The sequence below is a fragment of the Bradyrhizobium sp. IAR9 genome, from assembly GCF_013408065.1.
In the GTDB taxonomy this organism is placed as follows: Bacteria; Pseudomonadota; Alphaproteobacteria; order Rhizobiales; family Xanthobacteraceae; genus Bradyrhizobium.
The window spans coordinates 478,899-495,114 of the sequence record NZ_JACBZW010000002.1 but is presented as its reverse complement, the minus strand read 5'-3'; the positions used below and the strand labels follow the sequence as shown (position 1 = coordinate 495,114).

Genomic DNA, 16,216 nt, shown 5'->3' with positions numbered 1-16,216 from the left:
AGGCGGCTCAATGCACGGCGGTGAAGAACCGGCCGAGCCGGAAGCCGGAGAGCCAAGTGTAAACCGGCTGGCCGCGTATGCCGAGATCCCAGGAGCCGAGCACTGCATCGGCACGGCCGATCAGATTGTCGATCGGCAACAGGCCGACGCCGCCGGATCGCAGCGGCACCCGGCTGTCGGCAGAATTGTCGCGGTTGTCGCCGAGCACGAAGAGGTGGCCGGCCGGCACCGTCACTTCCGGCGAATTGTCGAGCGGACCGTTGTCGCGCATCTTGAAGATCAAATGCGAGACGCCATTCGGCAACGTCTCGACATAGCGATAGGCGGGCTCGCTGCCGCCATTGTCGTCCTCGGCCGCGCCAACGCCGTCCGGCTTGAGTTCGGCGGGGCGGTCGTTGATGAAGAGCTGGCCCTGCCGCATCTGGATGCGATCGCCGGGCAGACCGACGACGCGCTTGACCCAGGCCTGCGAGCGATCGCCAGGCCAGCGGAATACGACGACGTCGCCCTGCTTCGGCGTCTCCGCGAAGACGCGGCCGCTCTCGGGCAGGCTGATCTGGATCGGCAGCGAAGAGGTGCCGTAGCCGTAGGGGAATTTCGAGGCGAGCAGTGCATCGCCGATCAGCAGCGTCGGCTCCATCGAGCCCGACGGCACGTAGAACGGCTCGGCAAGCGCGCCCTTGGCGATGAAGACGGCTGCGACGATGCCGGCGAGCTGAACGATCTGCCCGCCCCAGCCGCTGCTCTTCCGCTTGGGGGTGACGGTGACCTTTTCTTCCACGCTCATGCGCCCGTTCCACCCACCGTGATGCGCTCCATCAGCAGCGACGGCTGGCCGACGCCGACAGGCACGCCCTGTCCATTCTTGCCGCAGGTGCCGATGCCGGTATCGAGCGCAAGGTCGTTGCCGATCATGCGGATGCGATGCAGGTCGGTCGGCCCGTTGCCGATCAGCATGGCGCCCTTCAGCGGCGCGCCCAGCTTGCCGTTCTCGATCTTGTAGGCCTCGGTGCACTGGAACACGTACTTGCCCGAGGTGATGTCCACCTGGCCGCCGCCGAAATTCGCAGCGAAGACGCCGTTCTTCACCGAAGCGAGGATCTCCGCCGGATCGCGGTCGCCCGCGAGCATGTAGGTGTTGGTCATGCGCGGCATCGGCACATGGGCATAGCCCTGGCGACGGCCGTTGCCGGTCGGCTTCATGTTCATCAGCCGCGCGTTCTGGCGGTCCTGCATGTAGCCGACCAGGACGCCGTCCTCGATCAACACGGTGCGATTGGTCGGCGTGCCCTCGTCGTCGATCGACAGCGAGCCGCGGCGCGAGGCCATGGTGCCGTCATCGACCACGGTGACGCCCTTGGCCGCGACCTGCTGGCCCATCAGGCCGGCAAATGCCGACGTCTTCTTGCGGTTGAAGTCGCCTTCGAGGCCGTGGCCGACCGCTTCATGCAGCATCACGCCGGGCCAGCCGGCCCCTAACACGACGTCCATCTCGCCGGCGGGGGCGGGGATCGATTCCAGATTGACCAAAGCCTCGCGCAACGCGCCGTCGGCGGCATCGCGCCAGTTCTTGCTCTCGATGAATTCGGCATAGCCGGCGCGGCCGCCATAACCCTTGCTGCCGCTCTCCTGGCGGTCGCCCTGGCCGGCGACGACGGAGATGTTGACGCGCACCAGCGGGCGGATGTCGCGATAGCTCTCGCCGTCGGGCCGCAGGATCTCGACGACCTGCCAGGTCGCACCCAGGCTGACGCTGACCTGCCGCACACGCGGATCCTTGTCGCGCAGATAAGCGTCGATCTCGGCGAGCAGTTTTACCTTGGTCTCGAAGCCCGGGGCATCGAGCGGGTTGTCATCGCCGTAAAGGCGCACATTGGTGTGCGCCGGCGGCGCGGCGAAGCTGCCGGAATAGCCGCCGCGTACGGCCGCGACTGCGTCGGCGGCACGAATCAGCGCCGGCAGCGAGACGTCGGAGGAGTGGGCGTAGCCCACGGCATCATCCTTGACCGCGCGTAAGCCAAAACCTTGCGAGGTGTCGTAGGTCGCCTGCTTCAGCCGCCCATTGTCGAACATCAGCGCTTCGGTCTGGCTGTACTCCAGGAACAGCTCACCGTCGTCGGCACCGGAAAGCCCGCGCGCGACCTCGTGGCGAACCTGGTCGCGGTCGAGATTGGCGCGGTCGAGCAGGGAGGTCGTGGCAGGATTTGTCATGCGTCCGTCCATTAGCGGAAGATGTAGGGCAAGATAATGGTTTCCCGCCAGTTCCGCGAGGGCCGGACCGTGACATTACGAAAACGATAGGTGCGGCTCGGGCTTAAGCCGGCTTTCAGGCTTTTCGGGCAATCAACGGCGAACCCGGAGTCGGAGCCGCAGACAGAGCATGTGGAATTCCCTGACAGTGTTCTGGGATCAGTATCACGGCCTGATCATCGGCTTCGCCGCGCTGGCTTTGGTCCTGATCTTCAATCAGTTCGTCTACCGACGCCGCTGGACATCCTATCCCACGCGCGAGGCCTATGTCGCGGCTCACCCGGCCTGTGACACCGTTGACGGCATCCTCTGTGCGACATGTCGGCGAAAGGCGCTGGTCGGGCCAGTGGCCGGCAGAGGCCGCATCTATCGCTGCGGCTGGTGCGACACGGAGCTTTATCGCGTGGACAGGGCGTAGCCCTAAGGCAGCTTGTCATAGCCCTCGCCGAGCCCGTTCAGGCTGAGCGGGAAGCCGATGCCTTCTTCCGGGGTCTCGAAGATGATGAAGGTGGCGGTCTTGGCGGCGCGGAGCTGGCCGAGCAGCTTGTCGTCCATGACGACCTCGGCGACGCAGCCATTGGGCAGGCAGCGGACGAAGCCGGCGCGGCCGACGTCCTGGTTGTCGAGCTTGAGGCCGAGGCCGGAGGGCAGCAGGACACCGAGCGGCGCGACCACGCGCATCAGGCGGCTCTTCTGGTCGGCGGTCTTCAGCACGATGACAGTCAGGCCGGCATTGGAGCGGTCTTCGGCTACCACGCTCTGGATCAGGGCGCATTGCTCGGTCTGGGCGCCCGGTGGGGTGTCGCAGCGGATCTGCCAGTCGCCATGGACGGAGCGGACTGCGCCCTGCGCATGGGCGAGGCCGGGGAGTGCCAGAAGGACGAGCGCGGCCAGCAGGCTGGCCAGCGCCGAAAGGCGGGTCATCTGCCTTCTAGCCAGCCTTGCCATAGCCAGCCCTGCCATCCATTTCGAAAGCCCCATCGGGTCGGTCCCTCTGCTCGCCTTCCTCGCTCGCGCTTGGCGGACTAATCTGGCGGACTGATACGGGAATGACGGCGCCTTGAAGGCGATTCCCAAGCAAATTCCACGCCGCCTCGCGCCGCCGCCGCCCGCACGAATCAGGTTCCTGCGCGGCCATCTGTCAGTGCCTACCGCGGGCAATTCCGCTGTCAAGCGGCAGCATCCCGGCAAACGGTATTTTTGTCTGATCTTACTAGGAAATATCTTGCGGGTGATCGCTGGCAGACGGGGCTCAAGACTGCATTGCGATAGATCAAAAATTATGGTTTGAGAGGCTTGATTTCGGCGTTCTAGCGATCTGGCCCCAATTCCTCTTAGAGGTATTCTTGCGCGGCGGTTTGTCAGGCGGGCGGATCGAATAAGCGTTTCCCGCAAACAGGGGGAGCGCACTTGGGGTGATTTCGTAAGGGGAGCGCGAACGGCATGAGGATGTCGATGGGCCCGGTGGGCCGGCACTTGCTGGGATTGGCCGTGGCGGGTCTGACGCTGGCGACGGGCGGTGCGGCATTTGCCGAGCTCGGGCAACCGAAGCCCTGGGAATGGACGCTTCAGGAGTCCGGCTCGCCGGTGATGGACAACATCGTCTGGTTCCACAACTTCCTGTTCGTGCTGATCACGCTGATCACGCTGTTCGTCCTGGCGCTGCTCGTGGTCGTGGTCGTCAAGTTCAACGCGCGGGCCAATCCGGTGCCGTCGCGGACCACCCACAACACGCTGATCGAGGTGGCCTGGACGCTGGTTCCGGTGCTGATCCTGGTCGGCATCTCGGTGCCGTCGTTCCGGCTTCTGTTCCTCGAGCTCGACGTGCCGAAGGCGGATATCACCATCAAGGCGACCGGCAAGCAGTGGTACTGGTCCTATGCCTACCCGGACAACGGTAAGTTCGAGTTCGACTCGCTGATGGCGCAGGACAAGCAGCCCCGCCTGCTCGGCGTCGACAACGAGATGGTGGTGCCCGTCAACAAGGTGATTCGTGTCCAGGTCACCGGCGCCGACGTCATCCACGCCTTCGCGCTGCCGGCTTTCGGCGTCAAGATCGACGCCATTCCGGGCCGGCTGAACGAAACCTGGTTCAAGGCGACCAAGACCGGCATGTTCTACGGCCAGTGCTCGGAGCTCTGCGGCAAGGACCACGCCTTCATGCCGATCGCGATTCGCGTCGTGAATGACCAGGAGTTCGCCTCCTGGGTCGAGACGGCAAAGAAGAAATTTGCGAGCGGCGGCACCAGCACCTACGCCTCCGCGGCCGGCCCGACGCAGTAAGCGTCGGGTGACGGCTCTAAGGGACTGAAAGCGACATAAGGGCGGGACCTCCAGAGGTCCGATTGGGACGCAAGGCAGGATTTGAAAATGGCAACGAGCGCAGCGGCACACGGCGATCACGCCCACGGACATGACGAGCATGCCCATCCGACCGGATGGCGCCGCTACGTCTATTCGACCAACCACAAGGACATCGGCACGATGTACCTGATCTTCGCGGTCATCGCCGGCGTCATCGGCGCCGCGATGTCGATCGCGATCCGTGCCGAGCTGATGTATCCGGGCGTGCAGATCTTCCATGAGACGCACACCTATAACGTGTTCGTGACCTCTCACGGCCTGATCATGATCTTCTTCATGGTCATGCCCGCGATGATCGGCGGCTTCGGCAACTGGTTCGTGCCGCTGATGATCGGCGCGCCCGACATGGCGTTCCCGCGCATGAACAACATCTCGTTCTGGCTGCTGCCGGCCTCCTTCGCCCTGCTCCTGATGTCGACCTTCGTCGAGGGCGAGCCGGGTGCCAACGGCGTCGGCGCCGGCTGGACCATGTACGTGCCGCTGTCGAGCTCGGGCCATCCGGGCCCGGCCGTGGACTTCGCGATCCTGTCGCTGCATCTGGCGGGCGCCTCCTCGATCCTCGGCGCCATCAACTTCATCACCACGATCTTCAACATGCGCGCGCCGGGCATGACCCTGCACAAGATGCCGCTGTTCGTGTGGTCGATCCTGGTGACGGTGTTCCTGCTGCTGTTGTCGCTGCCGGTGCTTGCCGGTGCGATCACCATGCTGCTCACCGACCGCAACTTCCACACGACGTTCTTCAACCCCGAAGGCGGCGGCGACCCCGTGCTGTTCCAGCATCTGTTCTGGTTCTTCGGCCACCCCGAAGTGTACATCCTGATCCTGCCGGCTTTCGGCATGGTCAGCCAGATCATCTCGACCTTCTCGCGCAAGCCCGTGTTCGGCTATCTCGGCATGGCCTACGCCATGGTCGCGATCGGCGGCATCGGCTTCGTGGTGTGGGCGCACCACATGTACACGGTCGGCATGTCCAGCGCGACGCAGGCCTATTTCGTCGCCGCGACGATGGTGATCGCGGTTCCGACCGGCGTGAAGATCTTCTCGTGGATCGCCACGATGTGGGGCGGCTCGATCGAATTCCGGGCCCCGATGATCTGGGCGGTGGGCTTCATCTTCCTGTTCACGGTCGGCGGCGTCACCGGCGTCGTGCTGGCGAATGCCGGCGTCGACCGCGTGCTGCAGGAGACCTATTACGTCGTCGCCCACTTCCACTACGTGCTGTCGCTCGGCGCGGTGTTCGGAATCTTCGCCGGCTGGTACTACTGGTTCCCGAAGATGTCGGGCTACATGTACAGCGAGACGCTCGCGAAGGCGCACTTCTGGGTCACCTTCATCGGCGTCAACCTGGTGTTCTTCCCGCAGCACTTCCTCGGCTTGTCGGGCATGCCGCGCCGCTATGTCGACTATCCCGACGCGTTCGCGGGTTGGAACCTGGTCTCGTCGGTCGGCTCCTACATCTCCGGCTTCGGCGTGCTGATCTTCCTCTACTGCGTGCTCGACGCCTTCATGAAGAAGGTGCCGGCTGGCGACAATCCGTGGGGTGCAGGTGCGACCACGCTGGAGTGGACCTTGCCCTCGCCGCCGCCCTTCCACCAGTTCGAAGTGCTGCCCCGCGTGCAGTGATCGATCTCCCGCGGCGCCCGTGACGGGCGCCGCGGCTCTATAACGAAGCGAGTTGAATTAAGTGTCCGTCCTCGACCACAACGCCATCGACATCAATCCCCGCATCTCCGAGGCGGAGGTCGGCGACTACATCGCGCTCTTGAAGCCGCGGGTGATGTCGCTGGTGATCTTCACCGCGCTGGTCGGGATGGCGATGGCGCCCGGGCATTTCCACTGGGTGCTGGCCATCACCTCGCTGCTCTGCATCGCCGTCGGCGCCGGCGCCTCCGGCGCGCTCAACATGGCGCTGGAAGGCGATATCGACTCCAAGATGTCGCGCACGGCGAACCGGCCGATTCCGCGCGGCCGCATCACCCGCCCTGAAGCCATGGCGTTCGGCCTGACGCTGTCCTTCTTCTCGGTGATGACGCTCGGCATCCTCGTCAACTGGATCGCGGGCGCGCTGCTCGCCTTCACCATCTTCTTCTACGTCGTCATCTACACGATGTGGCTGAAGCGCTGGACCGCGCAGAACATCGTGATCGGCGGCGCCGCCGGCGCGCTGCCGCCGGTGGTGGCCTGGGCTGCGGTGACCGGCACGGTCGACGTCGAGCCGCTGCTGCTGTTCGCCATCATCTTTTTCTGGACCCCGCCGCACTTCTGGGCGCTGGCGCTGTTCCGCTCTGACGATTACGCGCGCGCCGGCATTCCGATGCTGCCCAATGTCGCCGGCCCCGACGCGACGCGGCTCCAGATCCTGCTCTACACCATCGTGCTGATCGCGGTCGCCGCCGCGCCCTGGGCGCTCGGCTATTTCGACGCCATCTACGGCATCGTCTCGCTGATCCTCGGCGCCGGCATGCTGGTGCTCGCGATCAACGTCTATCTGCGCCGCGAGCGCAGCCAGTCGCTGCGCGCGACCCGCAAGCTGTTCGCCTTCTCGATCCTCTATCTGTTCGTGCTGTTCGCGACCCTGCTGGCCGAGGTCGTGTTCCGGGCAGTTGCTCCGCTGGTAGGGGGCGCATGATCGCAGGGATGGTCGACAAACCCGAGCCAAATGGAATCGTCCTCACCGAGGCGCAGAAGAAGAGCCGTCGTCAGCGTTCGATTGCGATCGCGCTCGCGCTCGGCGTGCTCGTGGTGCTGTTCTTCGCCGTCACCATGGTCAAGGGGCCGGCAGTCCTCGTGCGGCCGATGTAGGAAACATGGATCACGATCCCACCATATCGCAGGATGTCAGCGCCAAGCCGGCCAAGCGTGAGCCGACCAAGGGCCGCGGGCTGGGCCGCGATGTGGTGGTTGCTTCTATCTGCGGCGGCGTGGTCGCGTTGATGGTCGGTGCCTCCTACGCGGCGGTGCCGTTCTACAACTGGTTCTGCCGCGCCACCGGCTTCAACGGCACGACCCAGGTCGCGACCTCCGCGCCGGCCACCGGCCCGATCGCGCGGAAAATCTCGGTGCGCTTCGATTCCAACGTCGCGCCGGGCCTGCCCTGGAAGTTCGAGCCGGAGCAGAGCGAGATCGAGGTCAATATCGGCCAGGTCGTGACCGTCTTCTACACCGTGACCAACCAGGCCGCGCGCACCACCGCCGCGCAGGCCGCCTACAATGTCGCGCCGCTGACGGTCGGCTCCTATTTCCAGAAGATCAACTGCTTCTGCTTCACCGAGCAGACCATGGCGCCCGGCGAGAAGCGCGAGATGCCTGTTGTCTTCTACGTCGATCCGTCGATCGCTGACGATCACGAGAACGACGGGCTGAATACGATCACGCTGTCCTACACCTTCTATCCGGTGAAGGATCCCGTAGTGAAGCCGCTGGCATCGGGCGAAGGCGACAAGCGCAAGGGAAATCTTTGATCGCCGGGCTGGCGCTCGGGCGGTTGGAAACAAGGGGATAAGTGCCTGACAGGCACGGGATTGAGGAGAGAGACCGAAATGGCTACGGCGCACACCAAGCATCACGACTATCATCTGGTCGATCCCTCGCCCTGGCCGGCCGTCGGTTCGCTCTCGGCCTTCATCATGGCGGTCGGCGCGATCGCCTGGATGCATCACATGTTCTCGGCCGCGCCGATCGTGTTCGGCGTCGGCACCGTGGGCGTGCTCTACACCATGGCGAGCTGGTGGGGCGACGTGATCAAGGAAGCCCAGTACAAGGGCGACCACACCCGCGTCGTGCAGCTGCATCACCGCTACGGCATGATCCTGTTCATCGCCTCCGAGGTGATGTTCTTCGTGGCCTGGTTCTGGGCCTATTTCAACGCCGCGCTGTTTCCGGCCGACGCCGTCCACGCCACCCGCGATGCCGTGTTCGGCTGCGGCCTCGGCACCCAGGCCGGCGCCTGCGCCGTCCCCGGCACCTGGCCGCCGAAGGGCATCGAGACCTTCGATCCCTGGCACCTGCCGCTCCTCAACACGCTGATCCTGCTGACGTCGGGCACCACCGTGACCTGGGCGCACCATGCGCTGCTCGAGAACGACCGCCAGGGCCTGAAATACGGCCTGATCCTCACCGTCGTGCTCGGTGCGCTCTTCACCTGCGTGCAGGCCTATGAGTACAGCCATGCGGCGTTCTCGTTCGGCGGCAACGTCTATGGCGCGACCTTCTTCATGGCAACCGGCTTCCACGGCTTCCACGTGCTGGTCGGCACCATCTTCCTGCTGGTGTGCCTGTTCCGCGCCTATGCCGGCCACTTCACGCCGACGCAGCACCTCGGGTTCGAGTTCGCCGCCTGGTACTGGCACTTCGTCGACGTGGTCTGGCTGTTCCTGTTCCTCTGCATCTACGTCTGGGGACACGGCGCCGAGACCATGGCCCACGGCGCGCACTGAGCCCGCGCGGCAGATCATCAACAAGGGCGGCCCGCAAGGCCGCCCTTTCGCTTTCAGGCCGCCGGAAGCTCCCGCGAAAACTGTGATAGAGTCCGCCATCATGAATGACAGCACCGGCCCGTCCGTGCCTGAAACCACCGTTCTGCAAAGCGCGCTGCGCGGGCTTGCCTGCCGATGCCCGCGCTGCGGTCAAGGCAAGCTCTATGCGGGATTCCTGACGCTCGCGCCCGCCTGCGACCGCTGCGGTCTCGACTATGCCTTCATCGATACCGGCGACGGGCCGGCGATCTTCATCATCATGCTGGCCGGCGGGATCGTGGTGGCGGCTGCGCTCATCGTCGAGGTCAAATACCAGCCGCCATACTGGCTGCATGCGGCGCTGTGGTTGCCGCTGATCCTGGCCACCACATTGTTGCCGCTGCGTGCGATGAAGTCCCTGCTGATCGCGCTGCAATTCCACCACAAGGCGGCGCCGGGCCGGTTGGTCGACCGCGCGAAATGAATCAGCCTGCGCGCAAGCCTCGCGTGGCCGGCTTCGCGCTGTTCACGCTGTTCCTCACGGCCGTCTTCATCGCGCTCGGCCTCTGGCAATTGCAGCGCCGGACCGCCAAGCACGCGCTGGTCGCGGCGCTCACCGAGCGCCTTGCAGAGGTGCCCATCGCGCTGCCGCCATCTTCGCAATGGGCTGCACTCGATCCCGCGCGCGACGAATTCCGCCGCGTCAGCTTCACCGCGACCTACGCAGCCCTGCCGGATGCGATGATCTATTCCTCGGGCTCGGCGGTGCGCAAGGACGCCTCCGGCCCCGGCACCTGGGCGTTCCTGCCGGCGCGGCTTCCCAGCGGCGAGACGGTCGTGATCGATGCGGGCTTCGTCGAGAACACGATGCAGGACCGCAGCGTCGAGGATCGCGCGGTGAAGAAGCTCGTCACCGGGCAGCCGGTCGCGCTCACCGGTTACCTGCGCTTTCCCGAGCCGCCAGGCTGGCTGACGCCGGCGGAGAACCGCGACAAGCGGCTCTGGTTCGTGCGCGATCATCAGGCCATCGCAAGCGCGCTCGGCTGGGGCGCGGTTGCGCCGTTCTATGTCGACCTCGAGCAACCGGTGCCCGAGAACGGCATCCCGCGCCCGGGGCCGCTCGACGTGCATCTGAAGGACGATCACCTGCAATACGCCATCACCTGGTTCCTGCTCGCAGGCGCCGTGCTGATCGCCTTCGCGGTGTGGGCAAGAGGCCGGCGGCAGAGCTGAGCTCGACGGTAGATACTCTGAGGGAACCCGGTATCGTCCGGGGTTTATTATTCAGCGCACATTCACGAGTGTGGTCCTAAGCCGCCGGTGAGTTTCCGCGGCAGACAGGGATTGCGGCGTGAGCGATTTCGACCAGATGGGAATTGTCGTCGATTGGGTGGACGCCTGCCGGAAGGGCGACCTCTCGACGTTGCTCGACCTCTATGCGGACGACGCCCAGGTCGAATGCACGTGCAATGGCGCGCAGCGCTATCGCGGCCGCAGCGAGCTCGAGGCCTATTGGCAGCCGCGCCTCAGTGCCTTTTCGTTGGCAGGTTTCGGGCTGGAGGAGATCCATCCCGCGCCCCATGGCGTCGATGTCGAATATTCCGTCGCCGGCGCGCTACGCATTCACGCCTCGTTTCGCTTCAGCCCGGAAGGCAAGATCCGCAGCACGCTGTGCGAGCCGGCGCAACAGGACGCGCATCATGGCTGCGCCTGTTAGGGCATGATGCGGACCCGAAGGGCCGCGTTGGCGCAAAGTGCGCAGCGGGTCTCCGACAAGGTCAGCTCATCCAATTGGCTGGACCGGCGCCTGGCGTGCCGGCTCGGTCGGAAGCCGGCAGCGTACATAAGTTCGCCCATCCACGCGCAACAGTGACAGCGATCCGCTGAGCGCGCGCACGCGTTCATGCATGCCGGTCAGGCCGCGGCCGAAAACGTTGCCCTCGGGAAAGCCGTCGCCGTCGTCGGAGATCTCGATGATGAGCTCCTCGCCGGTGACGGTCGCCTGGACATGGGCGTTGCCGGCCTTGGCATGGCGCAGCACGTTGGTCAGCGCCTCCTGGATCACGCGATAGACGGTCTGGGCCAGCGGCCCGGCGATGCCGTTGAGACCCGGATCGATCGTGTCCGTCAGGACGATATGTGGTGCCTGCTTGCGAAAATTCTGGAGCAGCGTCTGCACGCTGGTCGAAAGGCCAAGCTCCTGAATGTAGAGCGGCCGCAATCGGTCGAGGATGCGGCGGTTGGTCTGCTGGAGCGCCTCGACCGATTGCAGCACATCCTGGGCTGATTTGCCGAGATTTCCCACCTGCGGCGAGGCGTCGACCAGCGCGATCGTGCCGGCGCGGATGCTGAACAGCAGCGGTCCGAGCTCGTCGTGCAATTCGCGGGCGAGGTCACGACGCTCGTCGTCCTGGAGCGACACAAGGCGGTGCATCAGATCGCGATTGTCCTGGCTCAATTGCGCCAGCGTCGCAGCCAGCGCATTTGCTTCCGCACAGCTCTGCCGGATCTCCGGCGGGCCTCCGACCGGGATCGGCTTTGCGTAGTCGCCGCGCCGCATCCGTGTGAGGCCTTGGCCGAGATGCTGCAGGGGACGCAGTGCCGATCCCGCGAAGACGTAAGCGATGATTCCGGTGAGCACGGTCAGCACGGCGACGAGGCCGGTCAGCGCCAGGAAGCCGATCCACTTCTCGAACAGGTCGGCCGACAGGTCCGGCAGGAATACGATATCGCCGACACGTCTGCCATCGATCAGCACCGGGGTTGCGGCGTCCATGTCCGGTACCATGAGCAGGTTGACAAACCACTGCGGAACCCCTTGCAGGTCGTGAAGGCCGTCCTTTGGTGGCTCCGCAGGAGGGGCTTCCGCGGAACGGAATTGGATGTCCGAGGAGGTGGTCAAGGATTGAACAAAGGCGTCAAGCGTCTTCCGCGGGTCGTCCGACGCGCGCAGAGTGTTGTTGAGTGCGGCCGCGATCGTCCGGGTCGAACGTCGTGCGGGCTCGTTCTCGTCGGCGAGCTGACCGGCCGCGAAGATCTGGAGCAGCACGCCGCCAAGGATCAGCGCTGCGAGAAAGCTCGCCCCAAGTGGAAGAAACAGTTGCGTTCTGAACGAGAGTCGTTGCCACATTAGGTCAATTCTAACGCGCATCGGCGGGATTTACTCTTTCCATTTGTTCCCGCCGGTCTATGAGTCGAAAAACAAGAGAGTGCGCGATGCAAGATACCGCCAAGCCGGCGACCAGGGTTCTGATTGTCGATGACCACCCCGTGGTGCTGTCCGGTTGCCGCACCCTGTTCGCTTCGGACCATTCGATCCGTATCGACGAGGCGACCGACGCCAAATCCGGCCATCGCGCCTATGTCAGCAAGCGGCCCGACGTCACCGTGATCGACATCAGCCTGCCCGATGTCTCCGGCTTCGAGCTGATGCGACGCATCCGCAAGGACGATCCCGACGCCAAGATCATCATGTTCAGCATGAATGACGATCCGGCCTTCGTGGTGCGGGCCGTCGAGCTTGGGGCGCAGGGCTATGTCTCCAAGGGCGATGATCCCAGGATCCTGCTGAAAGCGGTGCGCAAGGTGGTCGCGGGCGACAATTACATCTCACCGCAACTCGCGGAAGCCGTGACGTTTTCCGGCGCGGCGATCAAGGCCAATCCGGCCTCGCAGATGACGCCGCGGGAGCTCGAAATTCTCCGCCTGCTCGGACGCGGCGACAAGATCGTGGAAGTCGCCGAGGCGCTCGGCATCTCCTACAAGACCGTCGCCAACACCACGTCCCTGCTCAAGCAGAAGCTGGGAGCCAAGAATCATTCCGACCTGATCAGGATCGCGGTTGAAATCGGGATGAATTGACGCCCCGGGGCCCCGGCACCGAACCGGCTGCTCCAGGAAGCAGCCGGTTCGGCGAGACGGATTGGTGCCGGCGTCAGCCGGGCAATGCATGGACACTGCCGACACCCATCCGCGGACACAATGGGTCGAGGTGGCATTCGTTCCGGATCCCCGCAATTGTCGGGATAAAATGGCAATTCTTCACGACGGTTGGCTGGAGCGCGCTCGCAAAAGCTTGGGCATGTCGGGAAAAATAGGAACATCTTCCCGCGCTCGTCGTTTTCGCCCTTGACGATTTCGTGACTGACGGCGAAAGGTTGCCGGACAAGTTTCAGCGGGGGGGCGACCCCAGAGGCAAACCGGTCTGCACATATCAACGACAGACCTTCCAAGAGAGGGCTGCGGCATCGCCGCAGCCCTTTTTGCTGGGCAGGGGTGAAGGCGGGAAGCGGTTTCCTGATGCCGCAAAACACTTTATGGTGGCGCAAAGCCTCTGGCTGTTAACAAGTAATTTTGTAAAATCAAAGGCTTAACGAGCGGGCGTAAGCCCGGTCGGCCTTTGGAGGGCAGTTTGACTCGTTATATCTCGACCCGGGGCGAGGCCCCCGAACTCGGCTTCTGCGACGTGATGCTGACCGGGCTTGCGCGCGACGGCGGCCTGTATGTGCCGACCATTTGGCCCCAGCTCTCCAATGAAACCATCGCCGGCTTCTTCGGCCGCCCCTATTGGGAGGTCGCGGTCGACGTGATCCGTCCGTTCGCCGGCGGCGAGATTTCGGACGCCGAGCTTGGCCGCATGGCGAACGAGGCCTATGCCACCTTCCGCCATCCGGCGGTGGTGCCGCTGCGCCAGATGTCGCCGCACCAGTTCGTGCTGGAGCTGTTTCACGGCCCGACGCTCGCCTTCAAGGACGTGGCGATGCAGCTGATCTCGCGGCTGATGGACCATGTGCTCGCCAAGCGCGGCCAGCGCACCACCATCGTGGTCGCCACCTCAGGCGATACCGGCGGCGCTGCGGTCGAAGCCTTCGCCGGCCTCGAGAACGTGGATCTCATCGTGCTGTTCCCGCACGGCCGCATCTCCGAGGTGCAGCGGCGGATGATGACGTCGACGGGCGCGGCCAATGTCCATGCGCTCGCCATCGAGGGCAATTTCGACGACTGCCAGGCGCTCGTGAAGGGGATGTTCAACAACCATCGCTTCCGCGATGCGACCTCGCTCTCCGGCGTCAACTCCATCAACTGGGCGCGCATCGTCGCCCAGGTGGTCTACTATTTCACCTCCGCCGTCGCCGTCGGTGCGCCGGCGCGCGCGGTGGATTTCGTCGTGCCGACCGGCAATTTCGGCGACATCTTCGCCGGCTACGTCGCCAAGCGCATGGGGCTGCCGGTGCGGACCCTGCGCATCGCCGCCAACGTCAACGACATCCTGGCGCGCACGCTGAAGACGGGGATCTATGAGGTGCGCGAGGTGCACGCGACGGCGTCGCCGTCGATGGACATCCAGATCTCCTCGAATTTCGAACGGCTGCTGTTCGAGGCCGGCAAGCGCGATGCAGCCGGCGTGCGCCGCCTGATGGATTCGCTGAAGCAGTCAGGACGTTTCGTGCTGCCGGACGCAACGCTGGCCGCGATCCGCGAGGAGTTCGACGCCGGCCGCGCTGACGAGACCGAGACCGCGGCTGCGATCCGCGCCGGCTGGCGGGAGGCAGGCGAGCTGGTCGATCCCCATACGGCGGTGGCGCTCGCCGTCGCCGATCGCGACACCACCGACACGAGGGTGCCAAGCATCGTGCTCTCCACCGCGCATCCGGCCAAATTCCCTGACGCTGTCGAAGCGGCCTGCGGCCAGCGGCCGCAACTGCCGGCCTGGCTCGACGGATTGATGACCAAATCCGAACACATGAAGGTGATGAAGAACGATCAGGCCGAGGTCGAGCGGTTCGTGCTGTCGGTCAGCCGCGCCGCAAAGCAGGGAGTTGCCGGATGAGCGTCGAGATTTCCAAGCTTGCCTCCGGCCTGACCGTCGTCACCGACAAGATGCCCCATCTCGAGACCGCGGCGCTCGGCGTCTGGGCCGGCGTCGGCGGACGCGACGAGAAGCCGAACGAGCACGGCATCTCGCATCTGCTCGAGCACATGGCGTTCAAGGGTACGACGAAGCGCTCCTCGCGCGAGATCGTCGAGGAGATCGAGGCGGTCGGCGGCGACCTCAATGCCGGCACCTCGACCGAGACCACGTCCTATTACGCGCGGGTGCTCAAGGCCGACGTGCCGCTCGCGCTCGACGTGCTCGCCGACATCCTCGCCAATCCCGCCTTCGAGCCCGACGAGCTGGAGCGCGAGAAGAACGTCATCGTGCAGGAGATCGGTGCCGCGCAGGATACGCCCGATGACGTCGTGTTCGAGCATCTCAACGAGCTCTGCTATCCCGATCAGCCGATGGGCCGCTCGCTGCTCGGCACGGCCAAGACGCTGCGCGCCTTCAACCGTGACATGCTGCGCGGCTACCTCTCGACGCATTATCGCGGGCCCGACATGGTGGTGGCGGCCGCAGGCGCGGTCGATCACAGCCAAGTCGTTGCCGAGGTCGAGAAGCGCTTCGCGAGTTTCGAGGGGACGCCGGGCCCGAAGCCGCAAACCGCTCAGTTCGGCAAGGGCGGCGCCAAGGTGGTGCATCGCGAGCTGGAGCAGGCGCATCTGACGCTGGCGCTGGAAGGCGTGCCGCAGAGCGATCTGTCGCTGTTCTCGCTCCAGGTCTTCACCAACATCCTCGGCGGCGGAATGTCGTCGCGCCTGTTCCAGGAGGTGCGCGAGAAGCGCGGCCTCTGCTACTCGATCTATTCGTTCCACGCGCCCTATACCGACACCGGCTTCTTCGGCCTCTACACCGGCACCGATCCGGCCGACGCGCCGGAGATGATGGAGGTCGTGGTCGACATCATGAATGAGTCGGTGGAGACGCTGACCGAGGCCGAGATCGCGCGGGCCAAGGCGCAGATGAAGGCAGGGCTCCTGATGGCGCTGGAGAGCTGCTCGTCCCGCGCCGAGCAGCTGGCGCGCCACGTGCTGGCCTATGGCCGGCCGCAGACGGTCGAGGAGCTGGTGGGCCGGATCGACGCCGTCAGCGTCGAATCGACCCGGGACGCGGCGCGTGCGCTGCTGTCGCGGAGCCGGCCTGCCGTTGTCGCATTAGGCAGTGGCAGGGGTCTGGACACGGCGGTGTCTTTTGCGGAAGGATTGACGCGGGCACGTGCCAAGGCGCGGCTGCATTAGGAGCCGCGCGCGGGCTGAGCTGCCCCGGG

General features: G+C 65.0%; 17 protein-coding genes. 13 read left to right on the top strand and 4 right to left on the bottom strand.

All coding sequences use genetic code 11. The annotated features are described in order from the left end of the window. Positions 1 to 7: 7 nt before the first annotated feature. Both lepB and tldD read right to left on the bottom strand, forming a co-directional pair. Positions 8 to 787, bottom strand: a complete 780-nt coding sequence (gene lepB, locus GGD67_RS07930) for a signal peptidase I (protein ID WP_018316360.1) — start codon at positions 785 to 787, stop codon at positions 8 to 10. Further along, positions 784 to 2,211: a metalloprotease TldD gene (gene tldD / locus GGD67_RS07925; protein ID WP_026201654.1), complete on the bottom strand. Its 1,428-nt coding sequence runs from the start codon at positions 2,209 to 2,211 to the stop codon at positions 784 to 786. The genes lepB and tldD overlap by 4 nt, the downstream gene beginning before the upstream one ends. Before the next feature lie 169 nt (positions 2,212 to 2,380). On the opposite strand from tldD, the gene GGD67_RS07920 reads away from it, so the two are divergent. Next, positions 2,381 to 2,668 carry a hypothetical protein gene (locus GGD67_RS07920; RefSeq protein ID WP_018316358.1) on the top strand — a complete coding sequence of 96 codons (288 nt, stop codon included), beginning with the start codon at positions 2,381 to 2,383 and terminating at the stop codon, positions 2,666 to 2,668. A 2-nt stretch (positions 2,669 to 2,670) separates the two neighbouring features. Here GGD67_RS07920 and GGD67_RS07915 read toward each other — a convergent pair whose 3' ends face one another. Further along, the gene (locus tag GGD67_RS07915; RefSeq protein ID WP_409333948.1) at positions 2,671 to 3,213 is read right to left on the bottom strand and encodes an invasion associated locus B family protein; all 543 of its coding nucleotides are present in this window, start codon (positions 3,211 to 3,213) and stop codon (positions 2,671 to 2,673) included. A gap of 480 nt (positions 3,214 to 3,693) precedes the next feature. On the opposite strand from GGD67_RS07915, the gene coxB reads away from it, so the two are divergent. The 9 genes from coxB (at position 3,694) to GGD67_RS07870 (ending at position 10,788) form a co-directional block, all read left to right on the top strand. Further along, positions 3,694 to 4,533 (top strand): cytochrome c oxidase subunit II, encoded by an 840-nt coding sequence (gene coxB / locus GGD67_RS07910; protein WP_018316356.1) that lies wholly within the window; start codon positions 3,694 to 3,696, stop codon positions 4,531 to 4,533. A gap of 87 nt (positions 4,534 to 4,620) precedes the next feature. Further along, on the top strand, positions 4,621 to 6,240 hold the full coding sequence (ctaD, locus tag GGD67_RS07905) for a cytochrome c oxidase subunit I (RefSeq protein WP_018316355.1): 1,620 nt from the start codon (positions 4,621 to 4,623) through the stop codon (positions 6,238 to 6,240). Between the two features lie 61 nt (positions 6,241 to 6,301). Further along, the gene (locus GGD67_RS07900; protein ID WP_018316354.1) at positions 6,302 to 7,246 is read left to right on the top strand and encodes a heme o synthase; all 945 of its coding nucleotides are present in this window, start codon (positions 6,302 to 6,304) and stop codon (positions 7,244 to 7,246) included. Beyond that, positions 7,243 to 7,419 carry a CoxF protein gene (locus GGD67_RS07895; RefSeq protein WP_179731977.1) on the top strand — a complete coding sequence of 59 codons (177 nt, stop codon included), beginning with the start codon at positions 7,243 to 7,245 and terminating at the stop codon, positions 7,417 to 7,419. The genes GGD67_RS07900 and GGD67_RS07895 overlap by 4 nt, the downstream gene beginning before the upstream one ends. 5 nt (positions 7,420 to 7,424) lie before the next feature. Next, a complete protein-coding gene (locus tag GGD67_RS07890) occupies positions 7,425 to 8,078 on the top strand; it encodes a cytochrome c oxidase assembly protein (protein ID WP_018316352.1) in 654 nt (217 codons plus the stop codon). A 78-nt stretch (positions 8,079 to 8,156) separates the two neighbouring features. Next, the gene (locus tag GGD67_RS07885) at positions 8,157 to 9,053 is read left to right on the top strand and encodes a cytochrome c oxidase subunit 3 (RefSeq protein ID WP_092255826.1); all 897 of its coding nucleotides are present in this window, start codon (positions 8,157 to 8,159) and stop codon (positions 9,051 to 9,053) included. Positions 9,054 to 9,153: 100 nt separating this feature from the next. Continuing rightward, entirely contained in the window at positions 9,154 to 9,555 is a 402-nt protein-coding gene (locus GGD67_RS07880; RefSeq protein WP_018316350.1) for a DUF983 domain-containing protein, read from the top strand. Next, positions 9,552 to 10,304, top strand: a complete 753-nt coding sequence (locus tag GGD67_RS07875; protein WP_179731975.1) for an SURF1 family protein — start codon at positions 9,552 to 9,554, stop codon at positions 10,302 to 10,304. The genes GGD67_RS07880 and GGD67_RS07875 overlap by 4 nt, the downstream gene beginning before the upstream one ends. A 118-nt stretch (positions 10,305 to 10,422) precedes the next feature. Then, positions 10,423 to 10,788 carry a nuclear transport factor 2 family protein gene (locus GGD67_RS07870; protein WP_092255821.1) on the top strand — a complete coding sequence of 122 codons (366 nt, stop codon included), beginning with the start codon at positions 10,423 to 10,425 and terminating at the stop codon, positions 10,786 to 10,788. A gap of 66 nt (positions 10,789 to 10,854) precedes the next feature. On the opposite strand, the gene GGD67_RS07865 is transcribed toward GGD67_RS07870, so the two are convergent. Further along, a complete protein-coding gene (locus GGD67_RS07865) occupies positions 10,855 to 12,201 on the bottom strand; it encodes an ATP-binding protein (RefSeq protein WP_179731972.1) in 1,347 nt (448 codons plus the stop codon). An 86-nt stretch (positions 12,202 to 12,287) separates the two neighbouring features. Between GGD67_RS07865 and GGD67_RS07860 the strand changes: the two genes are divergently transcribed. From GGD67_RS07860 to GGD67_RS07850, 3 genes are all read left to right on the top strand, one after another. Beyond that, the gene (locus GGD67_RS07860) at positions 12,288 to 12,932 is read left to right on the top strand and encodes a response regulator transcription factor (protein ID WP_179731971.1); all 645 of its coding nucleotides are present in this window, start codon (positions 12,288 to 12,290) and stop codon (positions 12,930 to 12,932) included. Positions 12,933 to 13,482: 550 nt separating this feature from the next. Next, positions 13,483 to 14,901 (top strand): threonine synthase, encoded by a 1,419-nt coding sequence (gene thrC / locus GGD67_RS07855; protein ID WP_179731969.1) that lies wholly within the window; start codon positions 13,483 to 13,485, stop codon positions 14,899 to 14,901. After that, positions 14,898 to 16,187, top strand: a complete 1,290-nt coding sequence (locus tag GGD67_RS07850) for a pitrilysin family protein (RefSeq protein WP_179731967.1) — start codon at positions 14,898 to 14,900, stop codon at positions 16,185 to 16,187. The genes thrC and GGD67_RS07850 overlap by 4 nt, the downstream gene beginning before the upstream one ends. Positions 16,188 to 16,216 lie beyond the last annotated feature (29 nt).